A 23,839-nucleotide genomic window follows, 5' to 3' on the forward strand; every position below is an offset into this window, starting at 1 on the left:
CCGCATCACACGGCGTGGTCGGCGAAGGCAGAGCTTCTGGTGGGTCTGGGAGTCGGGCCGCCGCATTCGTTTATTGAGGGCGGTGAAGGTTCGGCGGGCGTTTGTGGGGGTGGTGTTGGCCTGCGTGGCGGCTTCGGCGGCCGGTGTGGGGATGCGGGTTGCGGCGGTGGAGACGGGGCCGGTACGGGAGATGGCGCGCGCAGAGCGCGTGGTGTCGCTTGAGGCGGTGGTGACGGGGGAGCCGCAGGCCACTGGGGCAGCGGCGCGTCAGGTCTTGCTGGTGCGTGCGCGGGCGGAAGTGGTGCAGCGGACTCGGGTTCGGGTGCCGGTGTTGTTGATCGCGGCGGACCGGCGGTGGTCGGGGCTGGTGCCGAGCCAGCGGGTGCGGCTGACCGCTCGGTTGACCGTTCCCCGGCACGGTGAGCTGCTGGCAGCGGCTGCGGTCGTACGAGGCCCACCGCAGGTGTTGGGGCCGCCGTCGAGGGTCCAACGGGCGGCGGAGGAGGTACGGGTCAAGTTACGCCTGGCGGTCGAGGGGTTGCCCGACGATCAGCGGAGCGTGCTGCCGGGCATGGTGGTCGGCGATACGTCGCGGCTGGACACAGGGCTGGCCGAGGACTTCCGGACGGCGGGTCTCTCACACTTGCTCGTGGTCTCAGGCGCGAATCTCGCGATCGTCATCGGCGCCGTGCTGGGGTTGTGCCGGTTGCTGGGATTGGGGCGGCGCTGGGCTCCGTTCGCCGCTGCCGTCGCCGTGGTCGCGTTCGTGCTCGTCGCGCGGCCTGAGCCCAGTGTCCTGCGAGCTGCGGTGATGGGGGCGATCGGGCTGATCGCGCTGTTGAGCGGCCGCGAAAAGCAGGGTCTGCCCGCGCTGTGTGCGGCGGTGCTTCTGCTGGTGCTGATCGACCCGTCGCTGGCCCGTTCGTACGGGTTCGCGCTCTCTGTGGTCGCGACGGCCGGACTGCTCGTACTCGCGCCACCCTGGCGGAGGCATCTCCGTCGCCGGATGCCCGGTCCGTTGGCCGACGCCCTGGCGGTCGCGGCCGCCGCGCAGTTCGCCGTCGCACCGCTGCTGGTGATGCTCTCGGGTGAGCTGGGGGTCGTGTCGATCGTGGCGAACCTGCTCGCGGCCCCGGCGGTGGCACCCGCGACGTTGCTCGGCGCACTCGCAGCGGTGGTCGCGTTCGCGGAGTTGTCCCTGGCGCGGCTGGTCGTGTGGCCTGCGGGCCTTGCTGTGGGCTGGATCATCTGGATCGCACGTACGGCGGCCGATCTGCCATACGCGACAGTTGCCTGGACTGGAGGCGCGCTGGGTGCGTTCACTCTGTTATTGGCAGGTGCCGCAGCATTCGTGATCCTGCGGTGGCGGCCGGCGCGCCTGATCGGAGCCGCCGTGATGGTCGGCGTCCTCGCCGCCGTCCTCGCATTGCGGGTGACGGCTCCGGGATGGCCGCCCAGCGGGTGGGCGCTGATCGTTTGCGACGTGGGTCAGGGTGACGGACTGGTCCTCGCAGCCGGTGGTGAACGAGCGGTCGTGGTGGACGCCGGGCCGGAACCCCACCTGATGGACGGATGCCTGCGACGGCTCGGCGTCCGTGGCGTGCCGATGCTGATCCTCACTCATCCCCACGCGGATCACGTGGACGGGGTCGGCGGAGTCAGACGTGGCCGGAGGGTCGACATGGTGCTGACCACGTCCCGCAGTTCGGGCAAGGAGTCGCGCCTGCTCGGTGGCCTGCAGGTCAGGGCGGCCGTACCCGGCCAGCAGTGGACCATCGGCGACCTCCACCTGTCCGTGCTCGCGCCGCCAGAGGGACCGCGACTGTCATCGGACGACGACGGGACCACGATCAACAACGCCAGCATCGTGCTGGTGGCTCGGCGCCCGGGCTTCAGCGCCCTGCTCGCGGGCGACATCGAGACCGAGGCGCAGCAGGCCTTGGCGACGAACGTTCCGCCAGTGAACGTTCTCAAGGTCGCCCATCACGGGTCACGCCGTCAGGACCCGGCCTTCATGGCCGCCGCCCACGCCGCGATCTCGGTCATCTCGGTCGGCAAGGACAACGACTACGGACACCCGGCGCCCGCCACCCTCACCCTCCTACGACACACGCGCACCCGCATCTACCGCACTGACCAGAGCGGCGACGTGGCCTTGCTGCGGGCAATGGGAGGCGTGTCAGTTGTCACCCGCCGATGACCGCCTCAGTCGGCAGACGGCTGAGCTTGTCGAAGAGGCGCGGTGGCGTAAGGCAATGCGGCATTCCATGGCGTGCCGGTTGGGGTCATAGTAAGGCGGCCAGGGCGCTGCAGCCGCCCCGTCATGTGATCGATTGGTTCGGTGTCGATGACCTTCCCCGGCAACCCCGCCACTCACGGATCGCGACTCACCGCCACACAGTGGACTCCGAAACAGGGCAGGCAAGGCGCCCGGCCGGGGCGGCTGCCATTGGGGCGGACTTCTGCTCTGGGAACGTGCCTTTATGGCTTGGGTGTAACCGGCTCCTGGGAGCCGAGGGTGTCTGCTTGCAGGATTGGGTCCGGGGTCTGCTTTGGGGGGTGGCGGGGGAGTAGGAGGGGAGTCGCCAGGATCAGGAGGCCGGCTGCCGCGATCGCGGTGCGGGGCGTGGTGATGCTGGCCAGGAGGCCCCAGAGGGCGGTCATGGCCGCGATGGTGGCGTTGCTCGTGACCGTCCAGGCTGCCAAGGTACGGGCGACACGGTCGGTTGCGGTTTGTTCGAGACGGGCCGTGGCGAGCACCGGGTTGAACACGCCCATGCAGGTGATCAAGCCGAGTTCGATGACGATGACGAGCGCCAGACCGGTGATGCCGGGATGGATGAAGGCCAGGCCGAGCAACCAGCACGCGCGCAGCGTTCCGGCGGTGAGCATCACCTTGTGCTGCCCGAACCGCGCGACGAGTCGGTGGGCCAGGCGCGAGCCAATGAGACCGCCGACGCAGGGCGCTGCGAACGCCAGCCCATATTGCCAGGGGGCGAACCCGAGGGGGCCGAGCATGAGGGACACCAGCAGCGGCGAGGTCGCCATGATCAGGCCGTTGACCAGGAGGGCGTTGAAGAACAGCGGGCGCAGGGTGGCGTGGGTCAGGATGTGGCGCCATCCTTCGAGCAGGTCGGCGGCTCGGAGCCGTGGCGCGCCGGTTCGTACGGGCCGCGGCTCGTTGCCGCCGATCGCACGGATTCCCACTGCCGAGAGCAGGTAGCTGACCGCGTTGGCCACCACGGTCGCCATCGGGCCGAAGAGCCCGATCGCGGCCCCTCCGAGCGGCGGTCCGAGCACGGTGGCGGTCCAGGTCGTCGACTCGAACCGTCCGTTCGCGACCAGGAGATCCTCGGGACGCACGAGCGCCTTCAGGCATGCGCCGCTCGCCGCCCTGAACGCGATGTCGGAGGCGGCGACGATGACCGACACGACCAGGAGTTGTGCGAACGTGAGCCAGCCGAGCGCGAACGCGGTGGGAACGCTCATCATGGCCACGAACCGGATCAGATCCATTGCGACCATCACCGGCCGCTTGCGGCGGAACTCCACCCAGGGACCGAGCGGCACCGCGATCACTGCGCCGGCCGCGAGTCCGGCAGCCGCCAGCACCGACACCTCGACCGGCTCGGCATGCAGGACGAAAATCGCGATCAGGGGAAACGCGTCGAACGCGAGCCGTGTGCCGAACGTGCTGACCGCGTAGGCCGTCCAGAGCCACCGGAACTCCCGGCCCAGCGACCTCATGTTCAGTGTTCTCCTTTACAACCCCGCGTTGACCATCAAGACCGTAGTGAGCAGGCGCGGTGGGATCAAACAACTGATTTAGGGGTGAGTCACAACCAGACGTTGTATCGCTAAGGTCTATTTGTGGACCTCGACGCCGTGCGTACCTTTGTGGCCGTCGCGAACGCGGGCCAGTTCCAGCAAGCAGCGGCCGACCTGTCGATCACTCAGCAGGCGGTCTCCAAACGCATCGCCGCGCTGGAGAAGGATCTCGGTGTACGGCTGTTCACCCGCACAGCCCGTGGAGCCCAGCTGACCATCGACGGGCAGGCGTTCCATCCCCACGCCCGTGAACTCCTCCACGCCGAAGAGCGGGCGGCCGCCTCCGTCCGGCTGGGCCGCCGGGCGCTGCGGGTCGACGTGATCGGCCGGCGGCTCGCGCCGGCAGGTCTGCTCCGCGGCTTCCACGGCGCGCATCCCGATATCGACCTCGATGTCGTGACCCTCTTCGACGCGGACGCGGCCATCGGCGCCCTCCAGTCCGGCATGATCGACGCGTCCTTCCGCGCCGTCACCCGGCGGCTTCCCGATGGCATCGAAGCGGCCCTGGTCTTCAACGAATCCCTTCAGCTCGTCACCGGACCTGACCACGAGCTCGCCTCCGCCCACGCGGTCACACCCGCCCAGCTCGCAGAGCACCGGATCTGGATGCCCGGCATCGTCTCCGGCACCGAGTGGGCCACGTTCTACGACGACCTCGCCGCCGAGTTCGGGCTCACCATCGAGACGACCGGCCCCAACTTCGGCATCGACCCCCTCCTCGACACGATCGCCGACTCCTCGAGGCTGGCCACCTTCGTCGGCGAGCAGACCCGATTCGCCTGGCCCGCTGACTACGGACTGCGGCGCATCGCCCTTCACAAACCGACACCGGCCTATCCGCACTGCCTGATCTGGCGTGCTGACAACCCACACCCCGCACTCGCCGCACTCCGCGATCACCTCGGCTCCGCCCGGCCCGGACCCGAAACCTGGACCCCCAACTGGGCACATTCATCGCGCCAGTGACCAGGCCGAGGGCTGCATGACGGCCTCAGGTACATACGGCCTGGGCGCCGGGCGTGCCATGACCATCGCGTGAACGATTGTGTGGGGGACTGGGGGAGGGATGTTGGGCTACGTGGTCGGGCAGGGGGGTGGGGCACCGTCTTCAGGGGATGGCGGGTTCCGGGACGGAGCTTGGGGCCGGGCGTGGCATGCTGCTGGGGTGCCAGCTGAACCCATCACGCTCATCGTCGGTGACGAAGAACTGCTCGTGGACCGTGCGGTCGGCGACGTGGTCGCCACCGCCCGTTCGGCCGATCCTGAGGTCGAGGTGATCGACCTCGCGCCGGGCGGGCTGGAGACGGGGCGGCTGGCCGAGCTGACCTCCCCCTCCTTGTTCGGGGGCAGCAAGGTGCTCGTCCTGCGGTCCTCCCAGGATCTGGGCAAGGATCTGGCGGCCGAGGTCCTCGCGTACGTCAAGAATCCGGCTGAGGACGTCGCGCTGGTCGCGGTCCATGCGGGCGGCGCCAAGGGCAAGGCGCTGGCGGACGGGCTCGCCAAGGCCGGGGCCCGCAAGATCGCCTGTCCGAAGATCACCAAGATGGGTGAGCGGATCGACTTCGTCCGCAACGAGATCCGACGGCATGGCGGGAAGATCTCCGCTGACGGTGCGCGCAACCTGCTTGATGCCGTGGGGAACGACCTGCGCGAGCTGGCCGGGGCATGCAGCCAGCTCGTGGCCGACGCCGGCGGGAAGATCGACGACGCCGCGGTCGCACGCTACTACCGCGGCCGGGCTGAGGTCAGCGGCTTCAGCGTGGCCGACAAGGCGATCGAGGGACAGCTCGCCGACGCACTCGAGCAGCTCCGCTGGGCCCTGGCGACGGGCGTCGCGCCCGTGCTGATCGTCAGTGCTCTGGCGCAGGGGGTGCGGGGACTGGCGAAGGTCGGCGGCGCCCCACGAGGGGCCCGAGGCGCGGCGCTGGCCAAGGAACTCGGCATGCCGCCCTGGAAGATCGACCGTGTTCAGAGGCAGCTTCGCGGTTGGTCGGGTGAGGGCGTCGCGCGGGCACTGGGCGCCGTCGCCGAGGCCGACCTCCAGGTCAAAGGCGGCGCCGCCGATCCCGCGTACGCCTTGGAGAAAGCCGTCAGCGACATCGTCGCCGCCCGAGCCGTCCGCTGAGGCAAATGTGCGGCCGGTGTCCGGCTCCATCATGCGACTGCGGGACGTGAAAGGCTGCCACTCTGTTGCGTGGCGCCGACTCGATCATGGCCGGACTTCATGACTGGACGGGTGCCGTCACGGCGTGGCTATGACTACCCGGTGGCGCTGTCTGTGGGACCAGCCGCTGATCGGGACTCGTCGTACTCCAGGTGACCCTCGGGCCTGCCCAGAAGGACGTCATGGTTGCCAGCCGTGCCGCGACTTGCGCTGATCGCAGGATGGGGCGTCAGTCGGCGCCGCGGTGGCCCTCGGGCATACGGCTTATCGGGATGCCGTTGGGTTACTGCTGGGACTCGGCCTTGCGTTTCAGGCCCGCGGCTTCCATTGCTACGTAGCGGCGGGAGCGGCGGCCTGCCAGGAGGGCGATCAGGAACGCCAGGGGGCCGGTTTGGTCCAGGCTTAGGCGGACGTTCACTGTGCCGTTGGGGTTCGGGGTGATGTCGTGCGAGGCCACTGTGGTCAGGCCGGGGGTGCGTGCCATCCAGGTGAACGAGCGGCCCGGGGCGAAATCGGTGACGGTCCAGATGGCGGCGGGGAGTTTGGGCTGGTGGACGCGGGCCTTACTGCCTTCGCCGAACGGGCCGTCGGTGAGCCGTTCCACGCGGTCGATCGAAGCGGTCCACTCGGGCCAGCGTTCGACGTCTTCCAGGAGACGCCAGACGGTCTCCGCAGGCGCGTTGATGTCGATGGTGACTTCGTGGTGCATCTCGTGCTCCGGATCAGCCGGGGATCATGAGGTAGGCGGGTGGGACGGAGTCGACCAGCCAGACGCCGTTGGCACTGACCCGGAACTCGTGGCCGTCTGCGGCCATGCGGGCGGAGTCGACCACCAGGACGACCGGGCGGCCGCGGCGGGCGCCCACGCGGGTGGCGGTCTCGCGGTCGGGGGAGAGGTGCACGGCGTGCCGGGCCATGGGACGCAGACCTTCCTGGCGGATCGCGGCGAGGGAGGCGCCCACGGTGCCGTGGTAGAGGACGGCGGGTGGCGATGTCACCGGCAGGTCGAGTTCGACCTCGACGGAATGGCCCTGGCTGGCGCGGATGCGTTCGCCGGTGTCGTCGAACGCGTACCGGCGTTTGTCGTTGTTCGCGACCACGTGCTCGAGCTCGGCGCGGGTGATCGGGAAGTTGTGGCGGGCGGCGGCCGCGAGTAGTTCGTCGACGTTCACCCAACCGGCCGCGTCCAGGGTGAGGTCGATCCGCTCCGGCCGGTGGCGCAGGTGCTTGGCCAGATACTTGGAGATCTTCACGATCCGCCGGTCGTCCATGGTCACCTGGCCACCGTACGACGATCACGCGCCTGCGGGCAGCACGAAAACGCCGCGGCCCGACTGGGGCCACGGCGTTCTGTGAGGACGCCGGGTCTTACTTGGCCTGAAGGGCGGCGGCCTGCTTGGCGATCGCCGACTTGCGGTTGGCGGCCTGGTTCTTGTGGATGACGCCCTTGCTGACCGCGATGTCGAGCTTGCGGGCCGCGGTGCGCTGGGCAGTGATCGCCTGGTCGACGTTGCCCGCCTCGGCGGCCTCGCGGAACTTGCGGATCACCGTCTTCAGCTCGGACTTGACGGCCTTGTTGCGCAGACGAGCCTTCTCGTTCTGCTTGTTCCGCTTGATCTGGGACTTGATGTTCGCCACGTCGAAGAGCCTCAACTTGAAAGTCGTTGGTTACATGGGTTGCGTTCACCGGCAGGGACCGGCACCGGCGGCGGCCGCGGTGCCCCACGGCACGACGCAACGCCACACGCAGTCGCACAGCCTACCAATCCCAGCGCTCCACCCAAAACCAGCGGGCGTGGGGCCTGCGCGCGACTCCAATGTACGGCCTCGCGGGCGATGTGACCGTGTGAACGGAGCATGCCCGAGGACATGGGACTATGGGATACGGCAAGATCTGCCCTGCCATCGTCACTTGACGATCCCTGACCTCTGAGTTTGCGAAACGGACCCCGGTGCCAGCGCCTGAGCCCAACAAGACCGATCCCGCGATCATCCGGAACTTCTGCATCATCGCGCACATCGACCATGGCAAGTCGACGCTCGCGGACCGCATGCTGCAGCTCACCGGCGTGGTCGAGGAGCGCCAGATGCGCGCTCAGTATCTCGACCGCATGGACATCGAGCGGGAACGCGGCATCACGATCAAGAGCCAGGCGGTGCGGCTGCCCTGGACGGGGGGCGACGGCGTCGACTACGTGCTCAACCTGATCGACACGCCCGGGCACGTGGACTTCTCGTACGAGGTGTCCCGTTCGCTCGCGGCGTGCGAGGGCGCGGTGCTGCTCGTGGACGCGGCGCAGGGCATCGAGGCGCAGACGCTCGCCAACCTCTACATGGCGCTCGAGGCCGACCTGCACATCATCCCGGTGCTCAACAAGATCGACCTGCCGGCGGCCCAGCCGGAGAAGTACGCCGCGGAGCTGGCGAGCATCATCGGCTGCGAGCCGGAAGATGTCCTGCGGGTCTCCGGCAAGACCGGCGAGGGCGTGCCCGAGCTGCTCAACAAGATCGTCGAGACGGTGCCGGGCCCGGTGGGCGACCCGGATGGCCCGGCGCGGGCGCTGATCTTCGACTCGGTGTACGACACCTACCGCGGTGTGGTCACCTACATCCGGATCATCGACGGTCACCTCTCCCGGCGGGAGAAGAGCCTGATGATGTCGACCGGCTCGGCCCACGAGACCCTCGAGGTCGGCGTCATCTCGCCGGAGCCCAAGCCCGTCGCGGGCCTCGGCGTCGGCGAGGTCGGCTACCTGATCACCGGTGTGAAGGACGTCCGGCAGGCGCGGGTCGGCGACACGGTCACCGTGGCCTCGCGGCCGGCGCCGGAGTCGCTCGGCGGCTACCAGGACCCCAAGCCGATGGTGTTCTCGGGCCTCTACCCGATGGACGGCGACCAGTACCCGGAGCTGCGCGACGCCCTCGACAAGCTGCGCCTCAACGACGCCGCGCTGATCTACGAGCCGGAGACGTCGGCGGCGCTGGGCTTCGGCTTCCGCTGCGGCTTCCTGGGCCTGCTGCACATGGAGATCGTCCGGGAACGGCTGGAGCGCGAGTTCAACCTGACGCTCATCTCGACCGCGCCCAACGTCATCTACCGCGTGGTGATGGAGGACGGCACCGAGCACGTCGTCACCAACCCCAGCGAGTTCCCCGAGGGCAAGATCGGCAACGTGTACGAGCCGATCGTCAAGGCGACGCTGCTGGCCCCGTCCGAGTTCATCGGCACGATCATGGAGCTGTGCCAGGGGCGGCGCGGGGTACTGCAGGGCATGGACTACCTGTCCGAGGACCGCGTCGAGATCCGCTACACCCTGCCGCTGGCAGAGATCATCTTCGACTTCTTCGACCAGCTGAAGTCGCGGACGCGGGGTTACGCGTCGCTGGACTACGAGCCCACCGACGAACAGGAGTCCGACCTGGTCAAGGTCGACATCCTGCTGCAGGGCGAGTCGGTCGACGCGTTCAGCCAGATCGTGCACAAGGAGAAGGCGCGCGAGTACGGGCTGATGATGACCTCCAAGCTCAAGGAGCTCATCCCGCGGCAGCAGTACGAGGTCCCCATCCAGGCGGCCATCGGCGCCCGCATCATCGCCCGCGAGAACATCCGCGCCATCCGCAAGGACGTGCTCGCCAAGTGCTACGGCGGTGACATCTCCCGTAAGCGCAAGCTGCTGGAGAGGCAGAAGGAAGGCAAGAAGCGGATGAAGACGATCGGCCGCGTCGACGTCCCGCAGGAAGCCTTCGTCGCCGCTCTCTCCACCGGCGAGACCTCCACCGACAAGCCCAAGAAGTAGCACGCGCAAAGAGCGGGATCGCGTTCCAGTAAACGGTCTCGATATCGCAAAGCGGTGGTGACGCGCTGTCCCCACGAGGACACTGGGCGTTGTGACCCATACGTTGCTGCATCAGGTTCTCGTTTCCGACCTGGTGGTCCCGATCGGGCTGGCGGAGACGGCCGAGCAGGCGTCCCGTACCGGGTCGGGGCCACGGCTGGCCGACAACACGTGGCTGCGCTCGGATCTGCTGGTCTTCCGCAAGGAGCAGGACGCGGGGGATGGCCGGTACATCGAGGGCGCGCCGCTCCTGGCCATCGAGGTGACCTCCGACGCGTCGCGCGAGGTCGACCTCGGTGCCAAGAAGGACATGTACGAGCGGTTCGCGGTCCCGTCCTACTGGGTGGTCGACCTCAAGGGCGACGAGCCCGAGCTGCAGGTGTTCGAGCTGAGCGATGACGGGCGGTACGCCGAGGAGGCGCGCGTCACCTGGGGGCGGACCTGCACGATCACCCGGCCCTTCGCGATCGAGCTCGCCCCTGACCAGATCTTCGACCGGTTGCCCCGGCCGCCCGCCCCGAGAAAGGGGATCCACATGCCCAACCAAGATCATCGCACCGGCCCGGATCTGCCGCACTGCGAGGAGCCCATCCTGATCGACGCCTTCGGACGCTGGCCGACGGGCGCCGAGAAGGTGGAGCTGTGGGACGGATGCCCCGTCTTCTACGGCGCCTGGGACGAACGCGACGTCGCGATCGCCGAGCGTGCCTACCCCGGCCGGGTCATCCGCCTGGACCAGCCGCCCGGCGAACCCGGAACGCTGACCGTCCTCCCCGGCCCCGGCATCCCCGAAGACTCCCAAGCCAGCTGAACGACCGAGTCGCCGCACGAGAGCGTGCCGCGAGTCATCAGCGGCCGGGCGGATAGGTGGCCGGGCGGCCGGGAGCTTCGCGGGTTATTTGAAGATCGGCCAGGCTACCGGTGCGGGGACGCGACGGTACTCGCCCCGGTTGGCGGCGCGCGCCCCGTACACCAGGTAGAACATGGTCACGGCGGTGAAGCCGAGCGGGACCCAGATCATCACCTCGACGGCGAGGGAGAGCAGGCCGCCGACCAGCCACACGGCGATCGCGGCGAGGCCCATGTTGAGGCCCTGCGCGGCGTGCCGGCGGACGAACGGTGACCGGCCCTTGCCGAAGAACGCGATGGCGGGCGCGATCACGCCGATCAGGAACTGGCCCACGTACGCCATGAGGGCCCAGCTCTTCTCGTCGTGGCTCACCTGGCCGAAGCTCCCCGGCATCTGGGCGGTGTTGCGGCCCTGTGACGGGGGCGGTTGTTGCTGCCACGCGGACGGCTGCGGTTGCTGCTGCCAGGCCTGCTGGCCTTGCTGCTGCCATCCAGGCTGTCCCGGCTGCTGACCTTGGCCGGGTGACGGGGGAGGCCCGTAGGCCATGAGGCGTGTCCTCTCAGAGTCTGCAAGAGCTCTAGGCGAAGTGTATGACTACTTCGACGCACGCGAGGTTCGCAGGTTCCACGAGTTAATTGGAGAGAGCGGCGTCACGCCAGAGGATCGCGGTGGGGGACTGGGCCGTGAGCGTGATCGAGCCGGCCCAGGAGATCGCCGAGCGCTGTGGGAGATAGGCGCTGCGCAGGAAGAAACCACGGTTGATGGAGGTGACCGTGGCCGGGGCCCCGTTGTCGCCGAAGCCCACCGGGCGGCGGATGGCCTCGATGGACTCGATGTCGGCGACGGTCGTGCCCTGGGGGAGTTCGATCGTTGTCGCGGCGGGGCCGTCGCGTTCGATGGACCAGGACGCTTCGGCGTGGTCGGAACGGTAGAGCTTGGACGGGTCGCGCTTCAGCCGTACACCGAGGGACACGCCGGGAGCCGAGCCGCTGCCCGTGGGGGCGCCGGTGTGCTTGGCGAGCTCGACGAAGAGGTACGTGCGCAGGTCGCCGACCGCCTTCGTGGCGGGGTCGGAGGGCTTCTCGATCTTGCCCTCGCGGAGCATCTCCTGGGACATGATCCGGTACGTCCATGGCTCGCGGTCCATGACGACTTCGCGGGCACGGGCGGCGGGCTTGGTGCGGGACGCGTCGAGGAGGAAGCGGAGCGGCGCCTTCGGCATGATGACATCGCACATGTTGTTGTTCGACGTGCACGTCTGCAGAACGGGGTGGTCGCCTTCGTAGCGGCCGGTGAACTTCAGCGTCAGGTGTTGCGGCCCCTGGTAGACGCCGGTGCCGGCGACGCGGCGGCCGGACGCGTCCACCTCGACCCGGTACACCCACTCGATGTCGGTCGTACGGCCCCAGCGGGCCATGAGGGCAGGGCTGTCGGTGCCGCCGTCCTCGTTGCTCCACACGGCCGAGTACTCGATGATCCGGTGTCCGGGCGTCTTGGCGGGGCTCGAGTCATGCCAGGCGATCAAAGGCAGGTCGGTCTTGGCGTTCTGGTACGGGTCGCCGAACGGCCAGCCCGTGCGGCCGATGATGACGGGCGCGTGGCGGAGGGCGAGCTGGTCGGCCTGAGGCAGCCGTACGGTCGGCCGGGCGAGGGCGACGCGGCGTGCGGACGAGGCGCTGCCCTTCGCGAATTTGAGCGTGACCTTGTGCTTGCCGGGCCGTACGGGACCCAGGCCGAGGCTGCGCGGGATCGGATCCGCGGAGGGGACGACGAGGTCGGTAACGTGCCGCCCGTCCACCGAGATCGCCACCACCGCGGACTCGGCGCCCTTGCGCGCCCAGGAGACGCCGGGCGCGGCGGCGGTGAACGAGATCACGGCTTCGCCGGCGCGGTCGGCGCTGAACGTCAGCGTGCGTGCCGGGCCACCGCGGTTCACGGTGATGGTGGTCGCGGCGGCGGCCGAGGAGGCGGTGGCGGCTGAGGGGGCGCCGGCGGCCGAGGAGGCGGTGGCGGGCACGAGAACGAGGGGTGCGCCGACGAGGGCGCCGGTCAGACCGAAGGCGGCGGAGCGAGCGCGGCTTCTCATGATCAGGGAATCTAGAGAGCCCTGATTGCGGTCCGGTGAAGAACCGGTCCCTCGTGGGTGTCAGGATCGTTCAGCGCCGGTGGCGCCAGGGGGCTTGGATCGAGACGCCGGTGAACAGGCCCTGCCCCGGCTGGCCCTCCGGCCGATAGAGCCTGAGACCGAGTGCGGGCAGATGCGACATGCGGCCCCGCTCGGTCACCTCGTGCCCGAGGTCCCGGAACAGCGCGATCACGTCGTCGGCGGGCTCGTTGAGCAGGTCGATGCCGTCGAGCCGGAAGCGCAGTTCGGGGTTGCCGCCCCAGCGCGTCACCCGTTCGCCGTAGATCTCGCCGACCAGCTCGCCGCCGCGGCCGTCGTGGCGTTCGGTCGAGACGGCGAGCCGCCCGCGCCCGACCCAGATGCTGCGGTGGTCGGCCCAGCCGCACAGGAACTGGGCCTTGGGCGGCTGCGTTCCGCACTGTTCGGCGACGGTGGCGAGCGTCGCCCAGGCATCGGCCGCGTGCGTGGAGAAGCGCAGATGAGCGTCCGGCAGGACGGCGCCGTTGCCGGGTTCGAGCGTGACGACGTATGGAGGCACCTTGCCCGGGAACCGCGCCGGATCGGGATCCCGCAGGGTCACCAGGCCCTCCCATGCGACCGGCGCCTCGACCTCGAACCACGAGATGTCGGCTTCCAGGCCGAGTTCGAGGAACGTCCGGTCGCTCAGGCTGCGGCCGAGATGCTCACGGAGGCCCTGGGCGGTCTCGTCCAGCCTGCGCCGCCACCAGGCGGGTTCTGGGTGGCCGCCCTCCCAGCGCACGCCCGGTCCGCGCACGTCGACGCGTTCCTCGGCCCCGTCCTTCTCGGCGATCACGTAGTGCCAGCCGCCAGGCTCGCCGCGGAGCAGCACCCGGATGGGCACCCGCCCGAACTTGATTGCCCCCTTATTCCGCACCAGGTGACCCTATCCGGGCTCGCGCGCTCCGGTCGTACGGACGCCCCGCGGCTGGTCGGAAGGGGGGCAAGATCGCCATTTGGGCGGGTGCCGCGGTGGCCCGTACTGAACGACCGTGATCGTCCTGGCTTGTCCTGGCGCTCTGACCTGGCGTTCCGCGCGACACGGCGGCGGTTGCTCGACCAGCGCTGATATGTCGGTACGGTCAGACGGCAAGGGTCACCGAGGTCCGGGAGGTTCGACCGTGCCCCACTCCGAGCAGGTTCTGCGTTCTCCGAAGGAGCGGGCAGCGGTGAACGGCGCGGTGCGGGCCCTGCGGTCGGCCGCGCCGTTCGGCTGGGAACGGCTCGGATTCGAGTTCCGCGCCACCGTGGGCATCGACAGCGCCTCGTTCGAGATCATCGACTCGCTCGGGACGGCGCGTCCGGCCATGCCGCCGGGGCAGGCCATCGGCAAGATGGACGAGCTGCGCCGGGCCATGTACGTGCGGGGCAAGGGCGCCTGGTTCACCGCGCGCCTGAGGGTGGAACGGTCGGGGCGGGTGAGCGCCGAGTTCGACTATGACGGCGAGCCGGACTTCACGCCGCCGTTGACTCCGTCCGCGTACGTCCTGGATCTCGAACGTTTCCCGCGTACCGACGAGCACATCCCGCCCTGGCTCCGCGCCAAGCTCCGCCAAGCCTGATCCAGCCCGCAGCCCGCAGCCCGCAGCCCGCAGCCTGATGCCTGGGCCGGTCGCGGGCGGCTGGACCAGGGGTGTGGGCAGGGCAGACTTGGAGGGTGCCCGCGACCCTGCCCGATGGCGACCCCGTACCGGCCGACGGAACCCTGCCCCGCAGCGCTCTGACCGGCCTCGGTTCCCGGCCGTTCGCCTTCTACGTCCATGTGCCGTTCTGCGTGACGCGCTGCGGCTATTGCGACTTCAACACCTACACCGCCACCGAGTTGGGGCCGGGTGCGAGCAGGGAGTCCTACGCCGACACCGCGATCCGCGAGGTGCGGATGGCGCGGCGGGTGATGGGGGAGACCGCGCTGCCGGTCGAGACCGTGTTCGTGGGCGGGGGGACGCCGACGCTGCTCTCACCCGACGACCTGGGACGCGTGCTCGCCGCGATCGACGCCGAGTTCGGGCTGGCACCGGGCGCGGAGGTCACGACGGAGGCCAATCCCGAGTCCGTGGACGAGGCCTATTTGGGCAAGCTGCGAGAGGCCGGGTTCACGCGCGTTTCGTACGGCATGCAGAGCGCCAGGGAGCATGTGCTGGCGACGCTCGACCGGACCCACACGCCTGGACGTGTGCCGCAGGTCGTCGAGTGGACGCGGCAGGCGGGCTTCGAGCACGTCAACCTGGATCTGATCTATGGAACGCCGGGGGAGAGCGACGACGACTGGCGGGCCTCGCTGGAGGCCGCGCTGGCGATCGAGCCCGATCACGTGTCCGCGTACGCGCTGATCGTCGAGGAGGGCACCCGCCTGGCCGCCCAGGTGCGGCGCGGCGAGCTCGCCAGCCCCGACGACGACGCGATGGCCGACAGGTACCTGATGGCGGAGGAACTGCTCGGCGCCCACGGGCTGCGCTGGTACGAGATCTCCAACTGGGCCACCGGCGACTCGGCTGCCTGCCGCCACAACCTGCTCTACTGGACCGGCGCCGACTGGTGGGGCGTAGGTCCCGGCGCGCACAGCCATGTCGGCGGCACCCGCTGGTGGAACGTCAAGCACCCCGCCGCGTACGCGTCGCGGCTGGCTGAGGACGTCACCCCGGCGCACGCGCGAGAGATCCTCGACCCCGCCGACCGCCAGATCGAACGGATCATGCTGGAGCTGCGGCTGGCCGAGGGCTGCCCTGTGGAGCTCCTCGACGACGCGGCGGTACGGCGCGCGATCGGCGACGGCCTGATCGAGGCCGGGCCGTACGAGCGTGGCCGCGCCGTCCTCACCTTGCGCGGCCGCCTGCTCGCCGACGCCGTCGTCCGCGACCTGACCTGATCTGGCTTCGGCCGGCCTACTTGATCATCGGCCAGGCCATGAACTTCGGGAACCGGTAGTACTCGCCCCGGTTGGCCGCGACCGCCGCCAAGATCAGGAAGACGATCTGGGCGATCCCCTGCGCGATGAGCAGCGGGATCCCGATGATCACGAAGATCAGCACGAAGTTGATGATCAGGTAGACGAGCTGCGTGATCGCGAAGTTGAGCCCCTGGGCCCCGTGGTGGCGCAGGAATGGCGACTCGTCCTTCTTGATCAGGAAGACCAGCAGCGGCGCGATGAAGCCGAGCAGGAACTGGCCCAGGTGGCACAGGAGCCCCCAGGTCCGGTCGTCGGAGCTCGGTGCGCCGTATCCGTGCCCCTGCGGCCCGTACGCCTGGACCTGGCCGCCGTAGCCATAGGACTGGTCGTAGCCGGGCACCTGTCCGTATCCCGGCTGCTCGCCGTAGCCTGGCTGCTGGCTGTACCCCGGCTGCTGGCCGTACCCCGGCTGGCCGTAGCCCGGTTGCTCACCGTAGCCCGGCTGCTGGCCGTACCCCGGCTGGCCGTAGCCCGGTTGCTCACCGTAGCCCGGCTGCTGGCCATAGCCAGGCGTATCTTGCCCGTAGCCTGGCTGGCCGCGGCCCGGCTGCTGCCCGTAGTCCGGCTGCTGGCCGGAACCTGGTTGCTCTTGCCCGTATCCAGGCTGCTGTTGCCCATAGCCCGGCTGGTTCTGTCCGTGATCCGGTTGTTCCGGAGGCCCGTACGACATCGCCTGCTCCTCAATGGGGTCCGGCTTGCAGCGGGGGCTGTCAGGGGTTCTGGGGGACCGTCACAAAGTCGATCAATTCTTCGACGCGGCCCAGGAGTTCTGGTTCCAGGTCTGTGTAGGTGGACACGGATCGCAGGATCCGCTTCCAAGCTTCCCCCACGTTGTCCCCCCAGCCCAGTGCGCCGAGTACCCCCTCCTTCCAGGGTACGCCGCGCGGGATCCGGGGCCACCCGGGAATGCCCACCGCCGCGGGTTTGACCGCTTCCCAGATGTCGATGAACGGATGCCCGGTGATCAGCACGTGCGGGGACGAGACCTGTGAGGCGATCCGGCTCTCCTTGGAGCCCGTCACGAGGTGGTCGACGAGCACGCCCAGTTTGCGCTCCGGCCCGGGACCGAACTCCTCGACGATGGCGGGAAGATCATCGATGCCTTCCAGATACTCGACCACGATGCCCTCGACCCGAAGGTCATGGCCCCAGATCTTCTCGACGAGCTCGGCGTCGTGCACGCCCTCCACATAGATGCGGCTCTCCTTGGCGACCCTGGCCCGCAGCCCCGGGACGGCGATCGACCCCGAGGCCGATCGCGCCGACCGTGCCGACCGCGCCGACCCGCTCCCGGTCACGCCCCTCGCCCCTGTCGCGCCGGTAGTCCCAGTCACCCCTGCCGGCCGGACGAGGGTCACCGGCTTGCCGTCGATCAGGAAGCCCGCCTTGGCCAGCGGGAAGACGCGCCGCTTGCCGAAACGGTCTTCGAGCGTCACGCCGAATTTGTCGCAGCTCACCACGGCACCGCAGAAGCCACTGCCGGGATCCTCCACGACCAGGTCGATCTCAGCCGGAATCTCGGGTATCTGTCCTTTGCGTGGGCGTCGCCAGTCGCCCGCGAGAACGTCGTCACCGTAGTCCTTGCTCTGCACGGATCGGCACTCTAGTGACTGGAGACCATCCCGGCACCCTCCTGACCGTCCCTTCCGGGCCGTACAATTGGCACTCGAAAGTACGGAGTGCCAGTGGAGTGCCAGTACAGAGGGCGCTCACAGGCAAGTGCCAGTACGGGGGCGAAGGAGGTGACCACGTGCTCGACGACCGCAAACTCGAGGTCTTGCGCGCCATAGTCGAGGACTACGTCTCCACCAATGAGCCGGTCGGCTCCAAGGCCTTGGTGGACCGGCACAATCTCGGCGTGTCCTCGGCCACGATCCGCAACGACATGGCCGTTCTGGAGGAGCAGGGCTACATCGCCCAGCCGCATACCAGCGCGGGGCGTATCCCGACCGACAAGGGCTACCGGCTGTTCGTCGACCGTCTGTCCACGGTCAAGCCGCTGTCGTCGGCCGAGCGCCGGGCCATCGAGACGTTCCTCAACGGCGCTTACGACCTGGACGACGTCGTCGGCCGCACCGTCCGGCTGCTCGCCCAGCTGACCCGTCAGGTCGCGGTCGTGCAATACCCCTCGCTGACCCGTTCGTCGGTACGGCACGTGGAGCTGGTTCCGGTCGCCTCGCGCCGCCTGCTCCTCGTCCTGATCACCAACACCGGCCGGGTGGAACAGCGGGTCATCGAGACCTACGGCGAGGTCTCCGAGGAGTCGATCGGGCATCTGCGGGCCTTGCTCAACACCTGTCTGGACGGCTGCGGGCTGGGCGAGGTCCCGGTCGCGGTGGCCGACCTGCCCGAGAAGGTCGCGTCCGATGACCGGCCGCTTGCGGCCGCGGTCCTGTCGGTCCTGCTGGAGACCCTCGTCGAGAAACACGACGAAAAGATCGTGTTCGCGGGGGCCGCCAACCTGGCCGCAGTCGACTTCTCCCGTAGCCTGCGCAACGTTCTGGAAGCCTTGGAAGAGCAGGTGGTCCTCATGCGGTTGCTCGGGGAAACCGGTGATTCCTCTAGTCTTACGGTGCGCATCGGGACCGAGAACCCCGACGAGGGGCTCCGGTCGACCTCCGTCGTCGCCGCCGACTACGGAGTCGGCGATCAGACACTGGCCCGGCTGGGAGTGCTCGGGCCGACACGTATGGACTACCCCAGCACGATGGGAGCGGTACGGGCAGTGGCACGCTACGTCGGACAGATCCTGGCGGGTTCGTAAGTGGCCAACGACTACTACGCGACCCTAGGGGTCCGCCGCGACGCGAGCGCGGACGAGATCAAGAAGGCGTACCGCCGGCTCGCGCGCGAACTGCACCCTGACGTCAACCCGGATCCGGAGACGCAGGAGAAGTTCAAAGAGATCACCCAGGCCTACGAGGTGCTCTCCGACCCGAAGAAGCGCGAGATGTACGACCTGGGCGCAGATCCGTTCGCCCCGGCCGGCGGCGCTGGCGCGGGGGGATTCGGCGGCGCCGGGTTCCCGTTCAGCGACATCATGGACGCCTTCTTCGGCACGGCCACGTCCCGCGGGCCGCGCAGCCGTGCCCGCCGCGGCCGCAACGCGACCCTGCGCGTCGAGCTGGACCTGCAGGAGACCGCGTTCGGCACGACGCGCGAGTTGTCGATCGACACCGCGGTCGTCTGCACGAGCTGCACCGGATCGGGCTGTGCCCCCGGCACCCATCCCGATACCTGTGACACCTGTCACGGTCGTGGCGAGGTCCAGCAGGTCCAGCGCTCGTTCCTGGGCCAGGTCATGACCTCCCGCCCCTGCCCGCAGTGCGGCGGCTACGGCAGCGTGATCCGCACGCCCTGCCCCGAGTGCTCGGGCGACGGCCGGGTCAGGACGCGCCGTACGGTCAAGGTCAAGATCCCGGCGGGCGTCGAGAACGGCATCCACATCCAGCTCGCCGGTGAGGGCGAGGTCGGGCCGGGCGGGGGCCCGCCCGGCGACCTGTTCCTGGAGATCGTGGAGAAGCCGCACCAGATCTTCGAACGTGAGGGCGACGACCTGCACTGCACCGTCGAGATCCCGATGACGGCGGCCGCCCTCGGCACCAACGTCACGATCGAGACGCTCGACGGCCCCGAAGAGGTCGACATCAAGCCCGGCACGCAGTCCGGCCAGGTGATCACCCTCTACGGGCGCGGTGTGCGGCATCTGAACGAGAGCGGGCGCGGCGACCTGATGATCCACGTGAACGTGGAGACGCCCGGCAAGCTCGACGAGGAGCAGGAAGAGCTCCTGCGCCGCCTGGCCACGCTGCGCGGTGAGGAACGCCCGCCGGGCAAGTTCGCCCCGGGCCAGCGCGGCGTCTTCTCGCGCCTGCGGGACGTGTTCAACCAGCACTGAAGAGAGACCGTCCGGTCCTACCAGGAGGGCCTGCACGGCGACCCCCCGCCGTGACCGCACCCGGTCACGGCGGGGGTTTTTCTCACGGGAGGATGAGGCATGAGCCCGCCGGTGTTCCTCGTGGAGCCCGATCGCCTGAACGGCGAGAGCGTCGTCCTCGACGGCCCCGAGGGCAGGCATGCGGCGGCCGTGCGGCGCCTGCGCGCCGGGGAACGGGTCGACCTCACCGACGGCGCCGGGCTGCTGGCCGAGTGCGTCGTGACGGCCGCGGACAAGGCGACCCTGACGCTCGACGTCCTCGCCCGCCACCGCCATCCCCGCCCAGAGCCGCGCCTAGTGGTCGTTCAAGCCCTCCCGAAGGGCGACAGAGGCGAGTTGGCGGTCGAGACCATGACCGAGGTGGGGGTCGACGAGATCGTGCCCTGGGCGGCCTCTCGCTGCGTCACGCAGTGGAAGCCCGAGCGGCGGGACAAGGCGCTCGGCCGCTGGCGTTCGACCGCCCGCGAGGCCGCCAAGCAGGCCCGCCGCCCCTGGCTCCCCGAGATCACCGATCTGGCCGCCACCGCCCAGGTGGTCGAACGGATCAAGGCCGCGTCCAGCACCCTGATCCTGCACGAGACGGCCACGTCCCCCCTCAGTGACCTCCAGCCGCCCACGACCGGTGAGATCATCCTCATCGTGGGCCCAGAGGGCGGCATCAGTGACGAAGAGCTGGACCAATTCACGGCCGCCGGTGGCCGCCCGACCCTCCTGGGCCCGACGGTCCTGCGCACCTCCACAGCAGGAGTGGCCGCCGCCGCCGTCCTCCTGGCCGCGACCGGCCGCTGGTGATCACGGGCGTGTGCGCGCGAGGGAGCGGCGGCGCCGTCCAAGGGCCTGTGACGGCGCCGCCTGTGGTCCTCTCGATCAGAGGGTCTCGATCAGAGGTCCCGGATCAGTGGTCCCGATCAGGGGGTTGAGTCGGAGGGCTCGTTGGCCGACTGCTCGGAGGCCGTCGGGGTCGGGGTCACCGAGGGCTGTGGATCCTCGGTCGGCTTGTCGGTGGGCTTGTCCGTCGGCTCCGACGAGGGCGGCGGGGCGGCGGGCGGCGGTGTCGACGGACACGCGGTCGCGGTCGGCTGGCTGGGCACGGTGCTGCCCGGTGCCGGGGTGGCGGCACTCTGTGGAGGTGAACCACCGTCACCGCTGCCAGGGGGCTGGCAGGCGGACGTTGAGGAAGAGCTTGGCGGGGTCGGGCTCTGCGAGCTGGCGGGCTTGCCGTTCTTGGCGGGAGGCGGGGGTCCCTTGGTCTGGGAGCCGTTCGGCTGCCCCTGAGCGTTGGGGAGGTTGCTCGTGGGGGCCTCGTTGCCACCAGCGGACGAGCCGTTGTGACCCGCCGGCGACGTGAACAGATTGACCGTCTGGGGTGCGGACACGCCGATGCCCGCGATGGCGACGGCCGCCCCGACGGCCAGTACGGGGCGTGCCCAGCTCTCGGTGAACCAAGCCCATCCGAAACGCCGCTGACGGCGGTTCTCGATTCGGGTCCGGATGCGCTCCAGACCGTCTGCGGATGGGGTGACCGTGTCCGCCTCCGCGTTAAGGGCGCGGCGCAGGATCTCGCCGTGCTCTTCGTGGGGATCGGTCATGAGAATTGCTCCAGGACGTTACGTAGCGCGGTCATGCCGCGCGCCGTATGACTTTTCACAGCGCCGCGACTGATGCCCATGGCGTGGGCGATCTCGGCTTCGGACAGATCGGCGTAGTAGCGCAGGACCAGCGCCTCACGCTGACGATTCGGCAGCTTGTGCAGCGCGGCGATGACCGCGGAGCGCTCGAGTTCACCGATGGCCCCGGCCTCCGCGCTGGGCGCGTCGGGCAGGCCCTTGGGCGCGTACTTCTCGACCACGGCGCGGTGCCGCAACACCGATCGTGACCGGTTGACCACCGATTGACGCAGATACGAGAGCGCCTTGTCCGGGTCGCGCAGGCGGCGCCAGCCGCCGTGCATGGCCACGAACGCGTCCTGGACGACCTCTTCGGCCGTCCCGGAGTCCCGTACGAGCATCGCGGCAAGGCGTACCAGTGAGCGGTAATTGGCGCTGTAGAGGGCGGTCACGGCCTGGTCGGCGTCCCAGGCTACGGCCACGGCCCCGGCAGTGCCCCTGGCCACGAGGGTCTCGGTCACGTCTGTGGGACGCGCACCCTCCTCGTCCGGTTTACCCTCGTCCGGTTTACGAAAGGGCATCTTCTGTCTTGCCTCAGTCACCTATCCGCCGCCTTTGCCGTCCCCCGGCCACCCATTCGGATGGTCACCTTCGGTACGGCGTGGATGGGCGATCCCCGGCCGGTCTGAGGCTGTGTGGAGCACGGCTCGGGAGCCGGGGGGAACGCCTGAGTGTGCCACTTTAACCAGTGAACGGCGGCCTGTGGACCCGAACGGCCGTTCGGTTGATCAACGAAAGACTACCCGGGAACCAGGTCCGCAGGCCATGGCCGAAATCGCCCCCGATAGGATTCGCTGGGGTTGGTGGCGACGGGAGGACACAGATGACGGACTGCCTGTTCTGCAAGATCGTTTCCGGGGATGTGCCCGCGAAGATCGTTCGCGAGTCCGCCCGGACGATCGCGTTCCGTGACATCAATCCGCAGGCGCCCACGCATGTGCTGGTGATCCCCAGGGAGCACCACCCGACCGTCGCCGGCCTCGCGGCCGCCGACCCCGACTTGCTGGCGGAGATCCTCCAGGAGGCAGGCCAGGTCGCGGTCGACGAGGAAGTGGCCGACACCGGCTATCGCGTCGTCTTCAACACCGGCGCCCAGGCGGGCCAGACCGTCTTCCACGTGCACGCCCACGTGCTGGGCGGCCGTGGCCTCAACTGGCCTCCCGGCTGACGTTCCGCGTTCCCCTGGCGTTGCCTCGTCCGTTCCGGTGGCGGGGCAGGGTCCTTGGCGACCATAAATACAGCGGCGTGATGTCGTGGGTGCCCAGTACCATGGAAGAGACAACCGCTGGACACCTGGAGCAGACAGAAGGCAGGTCGGAGAGGCCGCAAGGCCCGGCTGATGACCCAATCAACTCACGCGGGACGCGACGGCCGCACCGGTTCGCCGTCCCAGATCAAGATCCTGGTGCCGGACGACCATTCCATGGTGAGCTTGCTGGGTTCACGGGATGAGTTGCTCCACGTCATCGAGCGCGCGTTCCACGCCGACATCCACGTTCGCGGCAACGAGATCACCGTGACGGGTGCCGAGGCCGAGACCGATCTGGTGTCGCAGCTGATCGCCGAGCTCATCGACCTCCTCAAGGGCGGCACGCAGCTCACCCCCGACGCGGTGGAGCGGAGCCTCGCCATGCTCCGCAACGAATCCGATGAGCGCCCGGCCGAGGTCCTGACCCTCGACGTGCTCTCCAGCCGCGGCCGCACGATCAGGCCCAAGACCCTCAACCAGAAGCGGTACGTCGACGCGATCGACAAGCACACGATCGTGTTCGGCATCGGCCCGGCCGGCACCGGCAAGACCTACCTGGCGATGGCCAAGGCGGTCAGGGCGCTGCAGGACAAGCAGGTCAACCGCATCATCCTCACCCGCCCCGCGGTCGAGGCCGGAGAGCGTCTGGGCTTCCTGCCCGGCACCCTGTACGAGAAGATCGACCCCTACCTGCGGCCGTTGTACGACGCGCTGCACGACATGGTCGACCCCGACTCGATCCCGCGCCTGATGGCGGCCGGCACCATCGAGGTGGCGCCCCTGGCGTACATGCGTGGCCGGACGTTGAACGACTCGTTCATCATCCTCGACGAGGCACAAAACACCTCGCCCGAGCAGATGAAGATGTTCCTCACCCGCCTGGGCTTCGGCTCCAAGGTCGTGGTGACCGGCGACGTCACGCAGGTCGACCTGCCGAACGGTCACCTGAGCGGACTGCGGGTCGTCCAGGACATCCTGGAGGGCGTCGGCGACATCCACTTCTGCCACCTCAACAGCCATGACGTCGTCCGCCACAAGCTGGTGACCGACATCGTCGAGGCCTACAGCCGCTTCGACGAGATAGCCCGTCAGGGCAAGGGCGACCGGGTCTCCGAGATCAAGGGCGCCGCCGGCCGCGGCGGCTCCCGCAAGCGAGGCCGCTGACAGTCCCCCGGCGAGCAGGTTTCCCAGCGACCACGGTCAGCCGACCGTGGTCGC

Annotated in this window: 23 protein-coding genes; 12 read left to right on the forward strand and 11 right to left on the reverse strand. The window is 69.2% G+C overall.

What is annotated here, in order from left to right:
* Window positions 1-124 precede the first annotated feature (124 nt).
* Window positions 125-2,200, forward strand: coding sequence for a ComEC/Rec2 family competence protein (locus ACH34W_RS04390; RefSeq protein WP_395959387.1), 2,076 nt, complete (start codon window positions 125-127; stop codon window positions 2,198-2,200).
* A 281-nt stretch (window positions 2,201-2,481) separates the two neighbouring features.
* Here the strand turns inward: ACH34W_RS04390 and ACH34W_RS04395 are convergent, their stop codons facing one another.
* On the reverse strand, window positions 2,482-3,747 hold the full coding sequence (locus tag ACH34W_RS04395; protein WP_395959388.1) for an MFS transporter: 1,266 nt from the start codon (window positions 3,745-3,747) through the stop codon (window positions 2,482-2,484).
* A gap of 123 nt (window positions 3,748-3,870) precedes the next feature.
* On the opposite strand from ACH34W_RS04395, the gene ACH34W_RS04400 reads away from it, so the two are divergent.
* Entirely contained in the window at window positions 3,871-4,794 is a 924-nt protein-coding gene (locus ACH34W_RS04400) for a LysR family transcriptional regulator (protein WP_395959389.1), read from the forward strand.
* A gap of 199 nt (window positions 4,795-4,993) precedes the next feature.
* Window positions 4,994-5,953, forward strand: a complete 960-nt coding sequence (gene holA / locus ACH34W_RS04405; RefSeq protein ID WP_395959390.1) for a DNA polymerase III subunit delta — start codon at window positions 4,994-4,996, stop codon at window positions 5,951-5,953.
* Window positions 5,954-6,275: 322 nt separating this feature from the next.
* Here holA and ACH34W_RS04410 read toward each other — a convergent pair whose 3' ends face one another.
* The 3 genes from ACH34W_RS04410 to rpsT all read right to left on the reverse strand — a co-directional run bounded on the left by ACH34W_RS04410 (window position 6,276) and on the right by rpsT (window position 7,630).
* Window positions 6,276-6,701: an SRPBCC family protein gene (locus ACH34W_RS04410; RefSeq protein WP_395959391.1), complete on the reverse strand. Its 426-nt coding sequence runs from the start codon at window positions 6,699-6,701 to the stop codon at window positions 6,276-6,278.
* A gap of 13 nt (window positions 6,702-6,714) precedes the next feature.
* On the reverse strand, window positions 6,715-7,263 hold the full coding sequence (locus ACH34W_RS04415; protein WP_395960040.1) for an RNA 2'-phosphotransferase: 549 nt from the start codon (window positions 7,261-7,263) through the stop codon (window positions 6,715-6,717).
* Window positions 7,264-7,360: 97 nt separating this feature from the next.
* A complete protein-coding gene (rpsT, locus tag ACH34W_RS04420; RefSeq protein WP_395959392.1) occupies window positions 7,361-7,630 on the reverse strand; it encodes a 30S ribosomal protein S20 in 270 nt (89 codons plus the stop codon).
* 314 nt (window positions 7,631-7,944) lie between these two features.
* Here rpsT and lepA point away from each other — a divergent pair, with 314 nt between their 5' ends.
* Both lepA and ACH34W_RS04430 read left to right on the forward strand, forming a co-directional pair.
* Entirely contained in the window at window positions 7,945-9,789 is a 1,845-nt protein-coding gene (gene lepA / locus ACH34W_RS04425; RefSeq protein ID WP_395959393.1) for a translation elongation factor 4, read from the forward strand.
* Between the two features lie 91 nt (window positions 9,790-9,880).
* On the forward strand, window positions 9,881-10,639 hold the full coding sequence (locus tag ACH34W_RS04430; RefSeq protein WP_395959394.1) for a Uma2 family endonuclease: 759 nt from the start codon (window positions 9,881-9,883) through the stop codon (window positions 10,637-10,639).
* 84 nt (window positions 10,640-10,723) lie between these two features.
* Here ACH34W_RS04430 and ACH34W_RS04435 read toward each other — a convergent pair whose 3' ends face one another.
* The 3 genes from ACH34W_RS04435 to ACH34W_RS04445 all read right to left on the reverse strand — a co-directional run bounded on the left by ACH34W_RS04435 (window position 10,724) and on the right by ACH34W_RS04445 (window position 13,698).
* Window positions 10,724-11,224: a DUF4870 domain-containing protein gene (locus ACH34W_RS04435; RefSeq protein WP_395959395.1), complete on the reverse strand. Its 501-nt coding sequence runs from the start codon at window positions 11,222-11,224 to the stop codon at window positions 10,724-10,726.
* 85 nt (window positions 11,225-11,309) lie between these two features.
* Complete coding sequence (locus ACH34W_RS04440; protein ID WP_395959396.1) at window positions 11,310-12,764, reverse strand: hypothetical protein; 1,455 nt, start codon at window positions 12,762-12,764, stop codon at window positions 11,310-11,312.
* A gap of 70 nt (window positions 12,765-12,834) precedes the next feature.
* The gene (locus tag ACH34W_RS04445) at window positions 12,835-13,698 is read right to left on the reverse strand and encodes a hypothetical protein (RefSeq protein WP_395959397.1); all 864 of its coding nucleotides are present in this window, start codon (window positions 13,696-13,698) and stop codon (window positions 12,835-12,837) included.
* A gap of 292 nt (window positions 13,699-13,990) precedes the next feature.
* On the opposite strand from ACH34W_RS04445, the gene ACH34W_RS04450 reads away from it, so the two are divergent.
* Entirely contained in the window at window positions 13,991-14,383 is a 393-nt protein-coding gene (locus ACH34W_RS04450; RefSeq protein WP_395959398.1) for a hypothetical protein, read from the forward strand.
* A gap of 95 nt (window positions 14,384-14,478) precedes the next feature.
* Complete coding sequence (gene hemW / locus ACH34W_RS04455; RefSeq protein ID WP_395959399.1) at window positions 14,479-15,687, forward strand: radical SAM family heme chaperone HemW; 1,209 nt, start codon at window positions 14,479-14,481, stop codon at window positions 15,685-15,687.
* A gap of 16 nt (window positions 15,688-15,703) precedes the next feature.
* On the opposite strand, the gene ACH34W_RS04460 is transcribed toward hemW, so the two are convergent.
* Window positions 15,704-16,438, reverse strand: coding sequence for a DUF4870 domain-containing protein (locus ACH34W_RS04460; protein ID WP_395959400.1), 735 nt, complete (start codon window positions 16,436-16,438; stop codon window positions 15,704-15,706).
* A gap of 40 nt (window positions 16,439-16,478) precedes the next feature.
* Window positions 16,479-17,360, reverse strand: a complete 882-nt coding sequence (locus tag ACH34W_RS04465; protein ID WP_395959401.1) for a DUF3097 domain-containing protein — start codon at window positions 17,358-17,360, stop codon at window positions 16,479-16,481.
* A gap of 158 nt (window positions 17,361-17,518) precedes the next feature.
* Here ACH34W_RS04465 and hrcA point away from each other — a divergent pair, with 158 nt between their 5' ends.
* The 3 genes from hrcA to ACH34W_RS04480 all read left to right on the forward strand — a co-directional run bounded on the left by hrcA (window position 17,519) and on the right by ACH34W_RS04480 (window position 20,497).
* On the forward strand, window positions 17,519-18,532 hold the full coding sequence (hrcA, locus tag ACH34W_RS04470) for a heat-inducible transcriptional repressor HrcA (RefSeq protein ID WP_395959402.1): 1,014 nt from the start codon (window positions 17,519-17,521) through the stop codon (window positions 18,530-18,532).
* Window positions 18,533-19,666: a molecular chaperone DnaJ gene (gene dnaJ, locus ACH34W_RS04475; protein ID WP_395959403.1), complete on the forward strand. Its 1,134-nt coding sequence runs from the start codon at window positions 18,533-18,535 to the stop codon at window positions 19,664-19,666. It begins immediately after the preceding gene.
* 99 nt (window positions 19,667-19,765) lie between these two features.
* Window positions 19,766-20,497: a 16S rRNA (uracil(1498)-N(3))-methyltransferase gene (locus ACH34W_RS04480; protein WP_395959404.1), complete on the forward strand. Its 732-nt coding sequence runs from the start codon at window positions 19,766-19,768 to the stop codon at window positions 20,495-20,497.
* A 116-nt stretch (window positions 20,498-20,613) separates the two neighbouring features.
* Here the strand turns inward: ACH34W_RS04480 and ACH34W_RS04485 are convergent, their stop codons facing one another.
* Together ACH34W_RS04485 and ACH34W_RS04490 are read right to left on the reverse strand one after the other, a co-directional pair.
* Window positions 20,614-21,294, reverse strand: coding sequence for a hypothetical protein (locus ACH34W_RS04485; protein WP_395959405.1), 681 nt, complete (start codon window positions 21,292-21,294; stop codon window positions 20,614-20,616).
* Window positions 21,291-21,833 (reverse strand): SigE family RNA polymerase sigma factor, encoded by a 543-nt coding sequence (locus ACH34W_RS04490; RefSeq protein ID WP_395959406.1) that lies wholly within the window; start codon window positions 21,831-21,833, stop codon window positions 21,291-21,293. Before ACH34W_RS04490 ends, ACH34W_RS04485 begins: the two co-directional genes overlap by 4 nt.
* A 362-nt stretch (window positions 21,834-22,195) precedes the next feature.
* Between ACH34W_RS04490 and ACH34W_RS04495 the strand changes: the two genes are divergently transcribed.
* Both ACH34W_RS04495 and ACH34W_RS04500 read left to right on the forward strand, forming a co-directional pair.
* Window positions 22,196-22,540 (forward strand): histidine triad nucleotide-binding protein, encoded by a 345-nt coding sequence (locus ACH34W_RS04495; RefSeq protein WP_395959407.1) that lies wholly within the window; start codon window positions 22,196-22,198, stop codon window positions 22,538-22,540.
* 171 nt (window positions 22,541-22,711) lie between these two features.
* Window positions 22,712-23,785, forward strand: coding sequence for a PhoH family protein (locus ACH34W_RS04500; RefSeq protein ID WP_395959408.1), 1,074 nt, complete (start codon window positions 22,712-22,714; stop codon window positions 23,783-23,785).
* Window positions 23,786-23,839 lie beyond the last annotated feature (54 nt).

Origin of the sequence: Actinomadura sp. 6N118 (genome assembly GCF_044326415.1) — a bacterium.
In the GTDB taxonomy this organism is placed as follows: Bacteria; Actinomycetota; Actinomycetes; order Streptosporangiales; family Streptosporangiaceae; genus Spirillospora.

What these genes read in the sequence shown, in the direction of transcription:
- ACH34W_RS04485 (WP_395959405.1), bottom strand. Translation starts at nt 21,294, where the DNA reads ATGACCGATCCCCACGAAGAGCACGGCGAGATCCTGCGCCGCGCCCTT.
- ACH34W_RS04495 (WP_395959407.1), top strand. Translation starts at nt 22,196, where the DNA reads ATGACGGACTGCCTGTTCTGCAAGATCGTTTCCGGGGATGTGCCCGCG.
- ACH34W_RS04440 (WP_395959396.1), bottom strand. Translation starts at nt 12,764, where the DNA reads ATGAGAAGCCGCGCTCGCTCCGCCGCCTTCGGTCTGACCGGCGCCCTC.
- ACH34W_RS04395 (WP_395959388.1), bottom strand. Translation starts at nt 3,747, where the DNA reads ATGAGGTCGCTGGGCCGGGAGTTCCGGTGGCTCTGGACGGCCTACGCG.
- ACH34W_RS04435 (WP_395959395.1), bottom strand. Translation starts at nt 11,224, where the DNA reads ATGGCCTACGGGCCTCCCCCGTCACCCGGCCAAGGTCAGCAGCCGGGA.
- ACH34W_RS04460 (WP_395959400.1), bottom strand. Translation starts at nt 16,438, where the DNA reads ATGTCGTACGGGCCTCCGGAACAACCGGATCACGGACAGAACCAGCCG.
- ACH34W_RS04500 (WP_395959408.1), top strand. Translation starts at nt 22,712, where the DNA reads ATGACCCAATCAACTCACGCGGGACGCGACGGCCGCACCGGTTCGCCG.
- ACH34W_RS04415 (WP_395960040.1), bottom strand. Translation starts at nt 7,263, where the DNA reads ATGGACGACCGGCGGATCGTGAAGATCTCCAAGTATCTGGCCAAGCAC.
- ACH34W_RS04410 (WP_395959391.1), bottom strand. Translation starts at nt 6,701, where the DNA reads ATGCACCACGAAGTCACCATCGACATCAACGCGCCTGCGGAGACCGTC.
- ACH34W_RS04480 (WP_395959404.1), top strand. Translation starts at nt 19,766, where the DNA reads ATGAGCCCGCCGGTGTTCCTCGTGGAGCCCGATCGCCTGAACGGCGAG.